Here is a 14774-nt window from a genome sequence, read left to right on the forward strand (position 1 = left end):
GCCACCGTGGTGTCGGTCAGCGGCAGCGCCCCGCGCCCGCCGGGCGCCGCGCTCGCCGTGGACGACACGGGGGAAGTGGTGGGCAGCGTCGGGCGGGTGCGTCGAAGGCGCGGTCTACGAGCTGTGCCGCGAGGCGCTGGGCACGGGCGAGCCGCCGGGGGCGCACCGGTTCGGCTGGTCCGACGAGTCGGCCTTCGCCGTGGGACTGACCTGCGGTGGGGCGATCGAGGTGTTCGTCCACCCGATGCCCCCGGTGCCCGACCCGGCCCACCACGTGCCGCCGGCCAGGATCGTCACCGGCCCGCCGGGGACGCCCGGCCGTGTGCGTGCTCACCCACGACCCGAAGTTCGACATCCCTGTGCTGACCGCGGCGCTGCGGATGCCGTTGGCCTACGTGGGCGCGATGGGCTCGCGTCGCACCCACGAGGCACCGGCCCCACCCACGCCCGCGCCGCATCCGGCCCGCCGGAACACCCGATCGCCGGTCCGCGAGCCTTCGCCGGACGCATCGCAACCCCGTCGACCGCCGGGGTTGCGCCCCTTGAAGCCTGGGCGAGCGCGGGCCCGCCGACGTCGGGTGCGGTGCCGCGCAGTCAGGTACGGTCGCTCACCGTGCACGGGCAGGCCCGCCTCGGACCGGATGACCTCCTGACCCGCCGGTCACGGGTTTGACCTTGACACGGTGACAAGGTGTCCACTGGGCGCAGGAGGTGGTCCCGATCCCTACGACAAGTGGAACCCCGCAGCACACCCGCGTGGCCCGCGCCCTGAGCGCCGGCGACTCGTCGGTCCGACTCCAAGCGGCGCTGGCGGTCGGCTCGAACCCCGACCCCGGCTACCTGGAGACGCTGGTCGAGCGGTGCGCGGTCGAGCCGGACTTCTTCGTGCGGGACATGCTGTCCTGGGCGCTGACCCGCCTCCCGCCGGAGATCACCCTGCCCCGGATCCGCCGGGAACTCGACTCCGAGCGCACCCGGGCCCGCAGCCAGGCGTTGCACACGCTCTCCAAGATCGGTGACAAGAGCGCGTGGGCCTGGATCACGCGCGACATGCTGCGTGACGCGGACGACGAAGTCGCGCGGACCGCGTGGCGCGTCGCGGTCGCCCTCGTGCCGGAGGACGACAAGGCCGACCTGGTCGACGAACTGGTCACGCAGCTCGGCCGCGGTGACCGCGACGTGCGGCTGAGCCTGAGCCGGGCCCTGGTCGACCTCGGCGACGTGATCACGCCCGCGTTGGAGGAGGCGGCGACGAATCCCGACCCGGCCGTGGCCGCGCACGCCCGTGCCACGGAGCTGCTCCGGCAGGACCCGGACGCCGGTTTCGACGCGGCCGTCGAGGAGGCGAAGCGAGTCGTCTCGCTCGGTCCGGAACGTGCGGCCGGCGCGGCGATGGCCGAGCCCGCGGGGCCGACCGAAGCCGCGGACGTTCCGGAGTGCACGGCTTGCTGATCGGCGACGTGGCCCGGCACTCCGGGGTGAGCACCCGGATGCTCCGGCACTACGACGCCCTCGGGTTGGTGCGCCCGAGCGGGCGCACCGTCGGCGGCTACCGCGAGTACTCCGCCGAGGACATCCGCAGGATCTTCCACGTGGAGGGCCTGCGGTCCCTCGGGCTCACGCTCAAGCAGATCAGGCGTGCGCTGGACGACCGGGCGTTCACCCCGGCCGCCCTGGTCGGCGGCCTCATCCGGTGGACGGAAGACCGCTTGAAGCGCGACCAGGAGCTGCTCGAACGGCTCCGCGCGATCGACGCGTCGGCGCCCACCGGCTGGCAGGGCGTCCTGCGCGTGGTCGAGCTCATGCAGGGGCTCGGCTCGACCAGCGCCGCGCGCCGGCAGCAGGCCGTCCTGGCCCGGCCGGACGGTGAGCCGGTCCCGGCCGACTTGCTGGCGGGCGCCGTCCTGACCGAAGCCGACGCCAACGTCGCGGGCGCCCTGCGGTGGGCGCTCGCCCGGTCGGGCGGCGACGGCATGGCGACGTTGGCCGCCGGCGCGCGCTCGGAGGACGTCGAGGTCCGGCGGCGCGCCGTGCTGACGATCGCCGAGCTGCCGGAGGCACCCGGTGCCACCGCGGTGCTCGCGGACGCGCTCGGTGACCCGGACGCGACGGTGCGCGGGCACGCCGCCCTGGCGTTGGGCAGGCGGGGCGTGACCGCGGCCGTGCCCGCACTCGTCGGCATGGTGGTCGAGGGCGTCAACGACGTCGACGCGGCAGAGGTCCTCGGAACGCTGTCGCGGGACCCGGAGTGCGCGGACCGGATCATGACCGCGCTGGTCGACGAGCTCGCCGCGCCCACCGCGGACTCCGCGATCCGGATCCGCCTGACCCAGGCGCTGGTCGAGCTGTCGGGGACCGGCGCGCGGGAGGTCCTGCGCCGACTGACCCAGGACGAGGACCGCGCGGTCGCCCTCGTCGCCGCGGCTTTCGTCGGAGTTCTCGAAGAGCGGTCCGCCGACGACGGGTGAACGGGCCCATCAGCCGCCGACACCGTTCCCGCGGGCTTTTCGCACGGGAACGGTGTGCCGACCCCCAGGCCGGACCTGATCAGCGGAAGTAACCGTCGAACATGATCCGGCTGATTTCCGTGGTGGTTTCCAGACCCACGTTGTACCCGTTCTCCACCACCTGCGTGTTGTTCATGACGGCGAGGGTGTAGCGCTCGCCGGGGCCGACGAAGCCGACCGAGTTCATCAGCCACGAACCGTCGTCGTTGTCGTCGGACCAGCCGTTCTTGTTGCCCGGTCGCGCGGCGGCGCCGGCTCCCCAGACACCCCACTGCTGGTTCACGTCGACCGAGCGCATCTCGTTGACGATGTAGTCGCGGTGGGCGGCCGGGAGCTTGGTCAGCACGTAGTTGATCAGCCGGTCGAGGTCGTCGGCCGTGGTGAGGATCCAGCCCCAGTGGTGCGGCTGCTCGTCGGTGAACCGCATGTCGGTCATCCCGTAGGACGGGAAGCGGGCCGCGAACTCCTGCTCGCCGCCGTAACGGGTCCACAGGGTGTGCGCCGCGCCGTCGTCGCTGGAGTTCAGCATGCGGTGCATCAGGTCGCGGTCTTCCGCCGTCAGGCTGACGGTGCCGGCGTCGTTGCGCAGCAGCAGGTCGACGACCATGGCGAGCTTGGGCGTGGAACAGGCCCAGACGAGCGTGTCGGAGTGGGTGTTGCGCCAGACGGCGCCGGTCCTCCGGTCCCGCACCACGATTCCGGCGAAACCGGGACGGCTTTTCGCGTAGGCGTTCGCCCGGCGGATTCTGTTCAGCAGCGTCCAGTCGAAGTGGGTTTTGGTGGCGACCTGGTCGGCGTAAGCCGTGGTGCCGGTGGCGAGGGGAGGCGCGGCACTGGCCGCGGGAGCTGCTAACGGGGTGAAGCCGGAGGCCACGACCAGCGCGGTCGCGATCATTCGTTTGTTGATTGCCCTCATGTCGACGGAAGGTAGCAGGGGCGTCCCGCACGCCGGTGGGTGACCATCGTCATGATCACGAAACAAAAACGAGGACAACCTCGGTTCGCCCACCCCGATTGTCGGCGTGAATGCCGGTTCGGCGCATCGCGATCGGGATGCGTGGATGGCGCCGGCCCGTCCCGCCGGCAGGATGTCGTCGCCAAGAAAGGGACAGTTCTTCGGTGCGCGAGCCGTTGTCAGGACGTCCACCCCTGTTTCCGCTGGACCGGTCAGCGGAAAGGTGCGCCCGCCCCCGGAAGTCCGTCCCCGTACAGGCAGGACGCCGCCGGGAAGGGGCGGGCTGGGGGAACCGGCCCGGTTCCGGGGAGTGGCCCGGCACGCGACGAGGGGGCGGCACCGCGGTGCCGCCCCCTCGTCATCGCCGTCCGCTACGCCAGTCGGGACTCCAGGGCCTGGATGATCCGCGGCCGGAGCTCGACGGCCGGGACCACGGCGTCGACCGAACCGACTTCGACCGCCCGGCCGATGCTGTGGATCCGGTCGAACTCGCGCGCGATCTCGCTCTGCTTCTCGGCGCGGACCGCGGAGCGCACCTCGTCGAGCTCGGCCGCCAGCGCGGCCCGGTCGGCGCCCGTCGCCGCCGCGCTCCTGGCCTCCAGGTCGCGGACCCGGGAGTCGGCCGCGGTGCGGGCCGCGACCTCGCGCGTGAACACCACCGCGGCGGCGGGCGCGCCACCGAGCACGGAGGCGAACGAGCCCTCCACCGCGAGCACGGTCATGTTCGGGTTCAACGCCTTGGAGAACACCACGAACGCGCCACCGTGGTACCGGGAGATCACGCAGAACACGATCGGACCCCGGAAGTTCACCACGGCCCGGCCGATCTCCGCCCCGTACTCCAGCTGGAGCTCGCGCATCGACTCGGGCGAACCGTCGAACCCGGACAGGTTCGCCAGCACCACGACCGGCCGGTTGCCGCTGGCCGCGTTGATCGCCCGCGCCACCTTCTTCGACGACCTCGGGAACAACGTGCCCGCGGTGTAGGTGTCCGGCCCGTCCGTGGGCGGGAACCCGCGCCGCTCCACCGGACGGGACTCGATCCCCAGGAGGGAGACCGGGATGCCGCCCAGGTGCACGTCCTGCACGACCGCCGTCTCGGCGTCGGCCATGCCCGCCCAGCGCTCCAGCACCGGGCGGTCCTGGTCGGCCAGCGCGCGCATCACGACCCGGATGTCGAACGGCTTCTTGCGGTCCGGGTTGTCCTGCGCGGAGAAGATCTGCCCGACCGTGGTGAAGTCGCTGCCCGCCGCCTGGTGCGGGTAGCCGGTGACGTCGCGGTCGTGCGGATCGGTGGTCGCCACCCGGCGCGGCCCGTCCTCACCGGGTGCGACGTAGGTGTGGTCGTAGTAGGCCAGCAGCAGGTCCCGGGCCGAGGGCAGGTCCGGCGCCCAGTACTGCGCCTGCCCGTTGGGGCCCATGACCCGGTCGTAGCCGCCGATGCCGAAGTTGTCCTCGGCGGACACGCCGCCGGAGTAGTCCAGCGACTGCTTGCCGGTGAGCACCATGGCCGAGTCGGGCGTCATGACCAGGACGCCCTTGGTGTGCATGAGCATCGTGGCCTCGGCGTTCCAGTACGGCTGGGCGCCGACGTTGATGCCCGCGACCACCACGTTGATCTCGCCGCCGCCCTGGGTGAACTCGACGATCCGCTTGAGCGCCGCGGCCACCCAGTCCATGTTCTCGGTGCCGGACTCCATGGAGATCCGGGCGCCGGCGGACAACGCGTACCACTCCACCGGCACGTGGAGCCGTTCGGCCAGGTCCAGCGCGGCGATCACCCGGCGGCACTCCGGTTCGGACAGCGCGCCGAGGGAGTCGGTCGGGTCGCCGAGCAGCACGACGCGCTTGACGCCCTCCGGGTGCCGCGCGGTCGGCGTGCTGACCACGCCCGCGACCATGGCGGCGGTGTTGCGCCCCTTGGGACGGTCCACCGGCGCGAGCGCGTGGGTCTCGTCCAGGTCGTATTCGGTGAACTGGCCGATCATGCCGGTGATCTCGTACGGGTACACCGTGTTGCGGCTGCTCGCCCGCAGCACCTTCTGCCGGTAGCCGTCGAGCGGCGGGATCGGCGCGTCGGACGGTTCGCCGATGGACAGCGTCGGGGTTCCGGTGGCGTCGAAGGTGATCCGCAGCGCGACCCGCACCAGCTCGCCGGACTGGTGCCGCTGCCGCAGGATGAACTCGATCTCCTCCAGGCCCGCGCCCGCCGTGGTGGGCAGGATCCGCTTCGCCAGCATCTCCAGCTCCTCGCGGGTGATGTCGCTGGCGGGCCAGACGTAGACCACGATGCGGTTGGTGTTGAACCGCGCCGACGACGACCGCAGCGACTGGGCGCGCCGGATCGAGTCCAGGCAGGTGGCCAGCGTGTTCTCCGCGGTCGGCAGCGCCGCGAGGCGGCCGTCGTGGTCGCGCAGGGCCACCAGGTCCCGGATCTGGCTGAACGCCACGATCCGCTCGTCGGCGCGGTTGTCCCGGGCGACGCAGTGGAACAGGTACACGTCTTCGTCGGAGGACGGCTGCCGCGTGAGGTCGAACTCGCGCAGCCGTTCCAGCTGCATCCGCTGGGCGATGTACGGGTGCAGCCCCCGGATCAGCCGGTCCTCCGCCATCCCGGGCTCGGTCATCCCGAACCCGGCCGGTCGGAACGTCACGTGCTGGTGCCCGACCGCGCCGCCGCGGCCCGCGACGGTGAGCGTGAGCCTGCGGACCTGCTCCGGCAACGGGTGCGCGCCGACCACGGCGGCCAGCGCGGCGGCCAGTTCGGCGGCGTCCTCCGGCTGGTCGCGCCACGCCAGGTAGACGTCGGCCTCCAGCGTGCCCGTGCCGGCTGCCAGGGTGCCCAGGCTGCGCAGCGCCTCGCCGAGGTCGTCGTGGCTGGTCGCGGTGGACACCACGGTGAAGTCGGTGCGCTCGGCGGTCACGAAGGTGCGCTCGCCGACCGTGCTGGTGCGGATGTCGACCAGGCGGTTGTTGCCGTAGTACCGCCGGGTCAGCACCTCCAGCATCAGCGCGTTGTCGAGCGGGCTGCGCTCCAGGTACTGGCTGAACAGCCGCACGAGCGGTTCGGTGGTCCGCACCATCCGGGCGACCCGCTCGTCGCGGTCCGGCGCGTCCGGGTGCTCGGTCAGGTACCGCACGTGCTTGCGGACCTCGGCGTAGGTGCGGGCCCGGTTGCGGCGCAGCAGCGGCTGGCCGAGCCAGGCGAACACGACGCCGCGCGCCAGGTCGGAGACCGCGGGGAACCGCACCTGGGTGGCCGAGACCAGGTGCTCCAGGGCGAGCCCGACCGTGTCGCGAAGCGCGTCGTCCGGCGGCGCCTCGTTCAGCCAGGAGCGCAGGATCGCCGCGACGACCCCCGCGTCGGCGGTGGCGCGCTGCATGGCGAGGAAGATCCGGAAGACGGCGGCTTCCAGCTCCGGGGTGCGGTCCAGGCTGGTGACGCCGTAGTGGGCGAGCGCCTTGGCCAGCTTGCGCTGGAAGCGCTCCGGCAGGCCCGAGCGCTCCACGTCCAGGCTCTGCAGGTAGGTGTGGAAGAACTCGCGGGCGCTGTGCACGTGGCCACCGCCGCCGGCGTCCTCGCCCGCGGGGCGGTTGCGGCTCAGCTCCGCCAGGTCGGCGAACGCCGTGAGCAGGGCGACTTCCCCGGCCAGCGGCCGGCGGCCCGCCGCGGTGGCCTCCTGCCGCGCGTCGAGGTAGTCCCGCAGCACCCTGGCGTCGTCGTGCGGGTCCACGTCGAAGCCGAGCAGTTGCCCGCGCAGCTCGTGCAGGCCGCGCTCGACGCGGTCGGCGAGGGACACGTCCGGGAGCGGGGCGAGGTCGAGCTCGACCGGCTGGTCGGCCGCGGTGTCGGCGACGTCGTTCTCGGCGAGGGGCTCCAGCCGCAGCAGTGGCGCGCCGCTCGCCACCTGGCTGTTGACGGCCACCGCGCATTCCTTGACGCGTGCGGCGAACGGCGCGCGCAGCACCGTCTCCATCTTCATGCTCTCCAGCACGAGCACCGGCGCCCCGGCCTCCACCTCGTCGCCGACCCCGACCGGGGTGGCCACGACGAGCGCGGGCGCGGGGGAGCGCAGCACGCCGCCCTCGTCCCGGCTGACCCGGTGCGCGACGCCGTCCACCTCGATCAGCACCACCGGCCCCGTGGTGCCGATGAGCAGGCGGTGACGGGTCCCGTTGACCCGGATCTGCCCGGAGTGCAGGTCGAACCGGTCCAGCTCGACGTCGGCGGCGCCGACCTGGCCGCCTGCCTCGATGCCGACCCGGAAGCGCTGCGCGCCGACCCTGGTCACCCGGACCCGGTAGGTGACGCCACGCAGCTTGAAGTCGAGGCTGCGGCCGTGCTCGTGCCGCACCTGCGGCCGGCCGCCGAACGCGGTGGACAGCAGTCGCTGCTGCTCGGCGCCCTCTTCTTCCTCGTAGGCCTGGATCGCGGCGGTGGCGACGGCCACGGCGGCGTGGCGGTGCGCGACGAGCCTGCCCTCGCCGCGGACCCGGTCGATCCAGCCGGTGTCCGCGCTGCCGTCCAGGACCTCGGGCTGGTCGAGCAGGTCGAGGACGAAGCTCTTGTTGGTCGCGCCGCCGTCGATGACCACCGTGGTGTTGCCCATGGCGCGGCGCAGCCTGCCCAGCGCCTCGCTCCGGTCGCGCCCGTGGGCGATGATCTTGGCGATCATGGAGTCGAAGTCCGCCGGGATGGTGTCGCCCTCCCGGACCCCGGTGTCCACTCGGATGCCGGGGCCCGACGGCAGGGAGAGCCGGGCGATGCGCCCCGGCGACGGCGCGAAGTCCCGGTCGGGGTCCTCGGCGTTGAGCCGGGCCTCGACGGCGTGTCCGCGCTCGACCGGCGCCGCGCCCTCCAGCCGGTTGCCCGCGGCCACCCACAGTTGGGCCTTGACCAGGTCGAACCCGGTGGTGGACTCGGTGATGGGGTGCTCGACCTGCAGTCGGGTGTTGACCTCCAGGAAGGCGAACGTCCGCTCGCCGGGGTGGTACAGGAACTCCACGGTGGCCGCGCCCCGGTAACCGACCGCGTTGGCCAGCCGCTCGGCGGAGGCCTTGAGGTCGGCGGCCTGGTCGGCGCCGAGCACCGGGGACGCCGACTCCTCGATGATCTTCTGGTTGCGCCGCTGGACCGAGCAGTCGCGCACGCCCAGCGCCCACGCCGTGCCCTGACCGTCCGCGATGACCTGCACTTCGACGTGCCGCGCGCCGGTGACCAGGCGTTCGAGGAACACGACGCCGCTGCCGAACGCCCGCGCGGCCTCCTGGCTCGTGCGCTCGTAGGCGTCGGTCAGGTCGGCCTCGTTGGTGACCACGCGGATGCCGCGCCCGCCGCCGCCGGCGGTGGCCTTCAGCATCAGCGGGTAGCCGATCCGGGCCGCGGCGGCCAGGGCCGCGTCCAGCGACTCCACCGGACCCCGGCTCCACGGCGCGACCGGCACGCCGACTTCCTCGGCGAGCAGCTTGGCGCCGATCTTGTCACCGAGCCTGCGCATGGCCTCGGCGCTCGGGCCGACGAACGTGACCCCGACCTCGTCGCAGAGGGAGGCGAACGCCGGGTCCTCGGCCACGAAGCCCCAGCCCGGCCAGGCGGCGTCGGCGCCGGTCTCCACCAGCGCCTTCTTGAGCACCTTCAGGTCGAGGTAGGGGCGGGTGGACGCGGGCCCGAGGTCGTAGGCGACGTCCGCCTCGTGGACGAACGCGGCGCCGCGGTCCACGTCGGTGTGCAGGGCGATCGTCTCGATCGCGGCACCTGTCTCCTCGGCCAACTCCCGGGCCGCGTGGATGAGCCGCATCGCGGCTTCTCCTCGGTTGACGATCGCGATACGGCGGAACATCCGACCGGTCATTCCCTTCTGTACGTGCCCTAGCGCCTGTGGTGCCGATCCAGGTCGCGTCCGTGCTCTTCCCCGGGCCGACCCGCGCTGTGCCGTGGCCGGCCTGGGAAGACTACGGCCACCAGGCGCGTCGTACCGCCACGGGAAGGGCATCGTCGCCGCCACGAGCGCCCTCACCTGCACGTTCGCCGCAGCTGCGGTCCGGCTTCGCGCCGCATGCCACCGCGAGAACCACACCCGACAAAGATTCGCGTTTCGTGCTCACCCGTCCGGTGAGCGGTGTTCGCCAAATGGGTCTGGTGCCGTCCGGCTCCGAGTCGGAGTTGCCCGCGCCGACGGACGATTCATGCGATATCCGGTGGGCCCGGGGTTCGTCGGGAGGAATTCGGCGGGCCCGTCGAAGATCAGCGCTCGAAGTCCACCCGCATGACGACCCGGCGCAGAGTCGGGTGGCTGACCTGCGTGAACCCGGCCTCCTCGAACACCTGGCGCGCGCCGACGCGCATCTCGCCCCAGATCACGTCCCGGCCGGGTTCGGTGATCATCGCGTAGGCCTCCAGCGCGCGGGCGCCGCGGGCACGGGCGAAGTCGACCGCCGCGCGGGCCAGCGGGTAGGTCAGACCGCGGCCCCGGAAGCCCTTGCGGACCACGAAGCAGGTCACCGCCCACGTCGTGCCGTCGTCCTTGTCCTCGTCACGTCCCTTCCACGGGATGCGGGACGTGCGCAGCTTCGGGTACGCCGTGCGCGGCTCCACCGCGACCCAGCCCGCCGCGACACCGTCGACGTAGGCCACCAGACCACTGGTGACCTGTGCGTCCGGGGTGTCGCACCCGGTCTGCTCGCGCAGCATCGCGGTGCGCTCCTGCTGGGTGGTGTCGCGCCAGAACCAGCCGACGACCTTCAACCGCTGGCACCGGCACTGCCCGGGCTCGGAGGTGCCGAACACGTCCCGCAGGTCGTCCCACGACGCCTCGTTGGCGGGGACGACGCGGACCTGCCCCTCGGTGATCGGACCCGCCGTCCCGGCTCCCGACACGCGCAGCGAGGTGTCGTCGGTCATGCGAGGCAGGCTAGCCGCGGTTGCGGACGTTCTGCTTCCGCAACTGGCGAACCTGGGACCGGTAGGGCCGGTGGTCCGCCGCACGATGTGATCACCACACCAGCGGCTCGGGAGGCAGGGCACCGTGTTCAAGAAGCTTCGGGACAAGATCGACACCGCCACGCGGCAGGCGACGGCGCGGGCCGAGCAGGACTTCCAGCGGCACGCGGAGCAGTTCCAGCGGGAAGCCGCGGCGCAGGGCCACGACATCCGCCCGCAGCTGCCGACGCTCGGCATGGTGTCGCACGCGTTCGGCACGATGACCGACGACCCGGCGATGGCCGAGTTCCTGGCGCTGCCCGGCGAGGAGCAGTTGCGCCAGCAGCGGGAGGTCAACGCGTACGGCCTGAACCTGCGCAGGCTCCACGAGTCCGGCGAACCGGCCACCGCCGTCGTCCGCACGCTCGAACCGACGGGGACGGCGGTCGCCGGCCAGCTCCAGTACACGTCGGCGCTCGACGTGACCCGCGCGGACGGCACGACCTACCGGACCACGATCACCCACCTGGTGCCGACCATGGCGTTCTCGCAGTACACCCCGGGCACCAAGCACGAAGCACGGATCGACCCCGCCGACCCCGCCAACGTCGCGGTGTTCGGGCTCGTCGACTGATCCACCGGCCGGAGCGCGGACGAGGAGTGCTCATGTTCCCCTACGGGAGGCTGTGGTGGGCCGGCCTGGGCCTGCCGGACGACCCGGAGCGGGACCGCGAGGCGCGCCGCAAGGTGTGGCTGCTCAGCGTGCCGACGGCCCTGAGCTGGGCGGCCGTCGGGTGGTCGGGCGCGCTCGGCATCCTCGACGGGTTCCGGCTGATGTCCCTCGACCGGGTGGACGCCTGGGAGCGGGGCCCCTCGACGATCTCGCTGATCGTGATCTTCGGCGTCTTCGTCACGATCTCGTCCATGCTGGGGTTCGCCATGAGCTGGGCCGACTGGAGCGCCACCCGGTGGCCCGGCACGGGGTCCGGCGTCGGCGGGTTCGCCACGTTCCTCGGCCTGGCGATCGGCACGGCCCTCGCGGCGTCGTCCTGGACGGCCCCCGAGGCGGTCGGCGGGCGATTGCCGTCGGCCGATGGACGGCCTGGGGCGCCGTGGACGTTCGTGGACTGGGTCGTCTACTACGCGCCGTACCTCCTGCCCGGCGTGTTCGGCGAGCTCACGGTGGTGGCCGGCGCACTGCTGGTGCACGCGGCGCGGAAGAAGCCGGGGCGGCGGGACGCCTCGCCCGACCTCGAACGCACCGGGTGGCGGGTCACGGGGCGGATCGACCACGTCGAGTTCACCCACGACTGGGGGATGGGGAACCCCCGGTTCGCGGTGCGCGTCTCCTACCAGGGCGCCTCCGGCCCGCGCACCGCGGTGGCCACCATGATCACCTCGATGTTCGCCGCGCCGGTGGTCGGCGCCGCGGTCGACGTGTTCTACGACCCGGAGGACGACGAGTCGATCGTGATCCGGGCACGGCACGACCAGTCCGCGCGGTTTCCGTACTGACCGTCGCCGTGGATCACGAGGTGGGTCCGTGAAGGCTGGGTAGGGTCCCCGGGTGCCTCCGGTGAACCCGCGCCACTCGGTTCGCGCGATCCTCCTGGACGAGGACGACCGCGTCCTCCTCTGCCGCCACGCCATTCCCGGCCCGGCCGGCACGACGGTGGTGTGGGCCGCTCCCGGCGGTGGCGTCGAACCCGGCGAGACGCGGCTCGCGGCCCTGCGCCGCGAGCTGCGCGAGGAAGTCGGGCTCACCGCCTTCGACGCCGAACCGCTGCCGGTGTGGCGTCAGGAGGTCGCCGCGCCGGAGTCGGCGCCCGGCCACGACGGTGTGGTGAACGACTACTTCCTCATCCGCACCCGGTCGTTCACGCCGCGCGGCGCGATGTCCGACGGCGAACTGGCGGCGGAGAACATCACCGGCCTGCGCTGGTGGTCGTTGGCCGAGGTGGTCGGCTACCGCGGTACCGACCTGTTCTCGCCCCGCGACCTCGCCACACCGCTCGCGGCGCTGATCGCGGACGGCGCGCCCGCGGGGCCGATAGCGCTCGGGCTCTGAGCTCCAGTCCTCGACGTGCGCGAACGGGGCAGTGCGCCAAGATGTCCGGATGACCGCACTCACCTTCGGCCACGCCGACCACGTCGATCACCGTCGGGGGTCAGGCGTTCTTCGTCGAGGTCGCCGCTCTCGCGGGCCGTCCCTCCGCGTGACGCGCCCGCCGACGGACTGATCGGATCGGTTCGCTGCGGTCGGGCGCGGACGGGGCGCCCGCGGGCAGGGTTGACCTCGAAGGGAGGCCATCGTGATCTCGGCGCTCAACCGGCTCGTAGACCTGGTCGAGGAGCACCTCGGCGAGGAGTTCGACGTCGACGAGTTGGCCAGGACGCTCGGCACGACCGGGTACCACCTGCGCCGGATGTTCTCGTCGTTGGCGGGCATGCCGCTGTCGGAGTACGTGCGGCGACGCCGCATGACCGTCGCCGCCGCCGACGTCGTCCGCGGCGAGGGCGACCTGCTGGACATCGCCGTCCGGCACGGGTACGGGTCGAGCGAGGCGTTCGGACGCGCGTTCCGGGCGGTGCACGGCGCCAACCCCGGTGACGTCCGCCGCGGCGGAGGCCCCCTTCGCACACAACCGCAGCTCAGGTTCCGCCTGACCGTCGAAGGGAACACCCCCATGGACACCCGCATCGTCGACCGGCCCGCGTTCCGGCTCGTCGGGCACGCGACCCGCGTCCCGCTCATCCACCGCGGCGTCAACCCGCACATCCAGGAGCACATCACCGCGCTGCCGCCGGAGGAGCACGGTCGGCTCAAGGCCCTCGGCGACACCGAACCCCGCGGCCTGCTGCAGGTCTGCGACGACCTCGACCCCGACAGCGCCGAGGGCAGTGAATTGACCTACCTGCACGGGGTCGCCGTCACCCGGGACACCCCGGCCCCCGACGACCTCGACGGCATCGACGTGCCGGCGGGCAGGTGGGCGGTCTTCCGCAGCACCGGGGCCTACCCGCAGGCGTTGCAGACGACGTGGGCCGCGACCGCGACGGAGTGGTTCCCCTCCAACCCGTGGCGCCTGCGGCCGGGACCCTCGATCGTCACGGTCCTCGACCGCGCGGACGACTTCAGCACTGCCACTTGTGAGCTGTGGCTGCCCGTCGAGCCGGGCTGACCGGCAGTGTCGTCCACAATGGAGGGCTGGTCGGCGAACAGGCGTTCGTCAGCCGGCCCTCCATTGTGGATACCCGCGATCGTGCGGTCCCTCGGGATCGACGAGGGGCAACGGTCCCCGCGTCAGACGCTGCGGCGGGTGAAGCGCTGGTTGGTGCTGCCGGCGTTGTAGGTGTACACCGAGATGCGGGCGCCGTCGGCGGTGGAGCGCTCCCAGACGTCGAGGGCCAGGCCGGATTCCCGGTTGACGAGGCTGATCGCGTTGCTGCCGTGGTCGACCACGCGCCATTGCTGGCCGGTGGCGGTGGAGTCGGGCTGTTGGGTGACGTTCGCGCCGGTGGCGGTGCCGGTGGGTTGGAGGAACAGGCCGCTGTGTCGGGCCTTGAGCTTGACGTGGCCGTCGGCGGCGGTGACGAATTCGAATTGCTGGTGGGTGCCGTTGGTGGGGGTTCGTTGGACGAGTGCGGCGCCGGCTGTGGTGGAGGCGGCGTTGATCTCGGCGGCTTTGCCGCTGTGTTGGGCCACCAGGGTGTAGGTGCCGGGTTGGGTGGGGGTGGTGCCGAGTTGGGCTTCCCATCGGGTGTTGGAGCCGGCGGCGTCGGCGGGGAGGCGGTCGCGGGCGGCGGTGTCGCCGTACATGGTCCAGCGGGCCCAGTCGACGACGGTGCGGGGGAAGCGTTGGTCGCTCCAGAAGCTGGTGTGGCTGCCGCCGACGAAGGTGAGGAAGGCTTTGGGCCAGGTGATCTCGTTGTAGGCCTGTCGGGCTGAGGTGTATTGGGTGGTGGTGTCGCGGTCGCCGTGGACGAACAGGACCTTGGCGTTGACGGTGCTGGAGGGGTTGCCCATGTCGACGCATGATTGGGGGTTGGCGGAGATGATGCGGCTGTCGGGCCAGGAGGTGAGCAGGCCGTGGGTGACCATGCCGCCGAGGGAGTGGCCGGAGACGCCGACGCCGATGGAGGTGTTGATGTGTCCGGCGAGTGGTCCGGTGGTGTTGAGGGCGAGGGTGTTGGTGATGATCTGGGAGACGTCTTTGGAGGTGTTGCCGTTGTTGACGTCGGTGAAGTTGTGGTTGAAGTGGGGTGCGGGGACGATGAAGCCGGCGGAGGCGAGGGCGCGGATGATGAACAGGGAGTTCTGTGGGCTGCTGCCGTAGCCGTGGGTCATGTTGTAGACGGGGAAGACGCCGTTGGCGACGGGGGCGTCGGTGAC

The 14774-nt window shown here is 72.3% G+C and carries 12 protein-coding genes; 7 read left to right on the forward strand and 5 right to left on the reverse strand.

Features of this window, described 5'->3' with window-relative positions; genetic code table 11:
• Positions 1-114: 114 nt before the first annotated feature.
• Positions 115-297 (reverse strand): hypothetical protein, encoded by a 183-nt coding sequence (locus AB0H12_RS42815; protein ID WP_499631795.1) that lies wholly within the window; start codon positions 295-297, stop codon positions 115-117.
• A 29-nt stretch (positions 298-326) separates the two neighbouring features.
• Here AB0H12_RS42815 and AB0H12_RS42820 point away from each other — a divergent pair, with 29 nt between their 5' ends.
• Genes AB0H12_RS42820 through AB0H12_RS42830 form a run of 3 tightly spaced genes read left to right on the forward strand, consistent with a single transcriptional unit; the run spans position 327 to position 2468 of the window.
• Entirely contained in the window at positions 327-653 is a 327-nt protein-coding gene (locus AB0H12_RS42820; protein ID WP_499631763.1) for an XdhC family protein, read from the forward strand.
• A gap of 58 nt (positions 654-711) precedes the next feature.
• Positions 712-1452, forward strand: coding sequence for a HEAT repeat domain-containing protein (locus AB0H12_RS42825; protein ID WP_499631765.1), 741 nt, complete (start codon positions 712-714; stop codon positions 1450-1452).
• Positions 1446-2468 (forward strand): MerR family transcriptional regulator, encoded by a 1023-nt coding sequence (locus AB0H12_RS42830; protein ID WP_499631792.1) that lies wholly within the window; start codon positions 1446-1448, stop codon positions 2466-2468. The genes AB0H12_RS42825 and AB0H12_RS42830 overlap by 7 nt, the downstream gene beginning before the upstream one ends.
• 79 nt (positions 2469-2547) lie before the next feature.
• Here the strand turns inward: AB0H12_RS42830 and AB0H12_RS42835 are convergent, their stop codons facing one another.
• The 3 genes from AB0H12_RS42835 to AB0H12_RS42845 form a co-directional block, all read right to left on the reverse strand.
• Positions 2548-3654 carry a serine hydrolase gene (locus AB0H12_RS42835; RefSeq protein WP_499631768.1) on the reverse strand — a complete coding sequence of 369 codons (1107 nt, stop codon included), beginning with the start codon at positions 3652-3654 and terminating at the stop codon, positions 2548-2550.
• A gap of 179 nt (positions 3655-3833) precedes the next feature.
• Positions 3834-9302: an ATP-binding protein gene (locus AB0H12_RS42840; RefSeq protein WP_499631771.1), complete on the reverse strand. Its 5469-nt coding sequence runs from the start codon at positions 9300-9302 to the stop codon at positions 3834-3836.
• A 404-nt stretch (positions 9303-9706) separates the two neighbouring features.
• Positions 9707-10363 (reverse strand): GNAT family N-acetyltransferase, encoded by a 657-nt coding sequence (locus tag AB0H12_RS42845; protein ID WP_499631773.1) that lies wholly within the window; start codon positions 10361-10363, stop codon positions 9707-9709.
• Positions 10364-10487: 124 nt separating this feature from the next.
• On the opposite strand from AB0H12_RS42845, the gene AB0H12_RS42850 reads away from it, so the two are divergent.
• The 4 genes from AB0H12_RS42850 (at position 10488) to AB0H12_RS42865 (ending at position 13563) form a co-directional block, all read left to right on the forward strand.
• Positions 10488-11015, forward strand: coding sequence for a hypothetical protein (locus tag AB0H12_RS42850; RefSeq protein WP_499631776.1), 528 nt, complete (start codon positions 10488-10490; stop codon positions 11013-11015).
• 32 nt (positions 11016-11047) lie between these two features.
• Positions 11048-11896: a DUF3592 domain-containing protein gene (locus AB0H12_RS42855; protein WP_499631779.1), complete on the forward strand. Its 849-nt coding sequence runs from the start codon at positions 11048-11050 to the stop codon at positions 11894-11896.
• A gap of 52 nt (positions 11897-11948) precedes the next feature.
• Positions 11949-12449, forward strand: coding sequence for an NUDIX hydrolase (locus tag AB0H12_RS42860; protein WP_499631781.1), 501 nt, complete (start codon positions 11949-11951; stop codon positions 12447-12449).
• 244 nt (positions 12450-12693) lie between these two features.
• Complete coding sequence (locus AB0H12_RS42865; protein WP_499631784.1) at positions 12694-13563, forward strand: AraC family transcriptional regulator; 870 nt, start codon at positions 12694-12696, stop codon at positions 13561-13563.
• A gap of 122 nt (positions 13564-13685) precedes the next feature.
• On the opposite strand, the gene AB0H12_RS42870 is transcribed toward AB0H12_RS42865, so the two are convergent.
• On the reverse strand, positions 13686-14774 hold a 1089-nt coding region (locus AB0H12_RS42870; protein WP_499631786.1), incomplete at its 5' end, for an RICIN domain-containing protein.

It is taken from the genome of Actinosynnema sp. NPDC023794 (assembly GCF_040639675.1).
Lineage (GTDB): Bacteria > Actinomycetota > Actinomycetes > Mycobacteriales > Pseudonocardiaceae > Actinosynnema > Actinosynnema luteola.

What these genes read in the sequence shown, in the direction of transcription:
- AB0H12_RS42840 (WP_499631771.1), bottom strand. Translation starts at nt 9,302, where the DNA reads ATGTTCCGCCGTATCGCGATCGTCAACCGAGGAGAAGCCGCGATGCGG.
- AB0H12_RS42845 (WP_499631773.1), bottom strand. Translation starts at nt 10,363, where the DNA reads ATGACCGACGACACCTCGCTGCGCGTGTCGGGAGCCGGGACGGCGGGT.
- AB0H12_RS42855 (WP_499631779.1), top strand. Translation starts at nt 11,048, where the DNA reads ATGTTCCCCTACGGGAGGCTGTGGTGGGCCGGCCTGGGCCTGCCGGAC.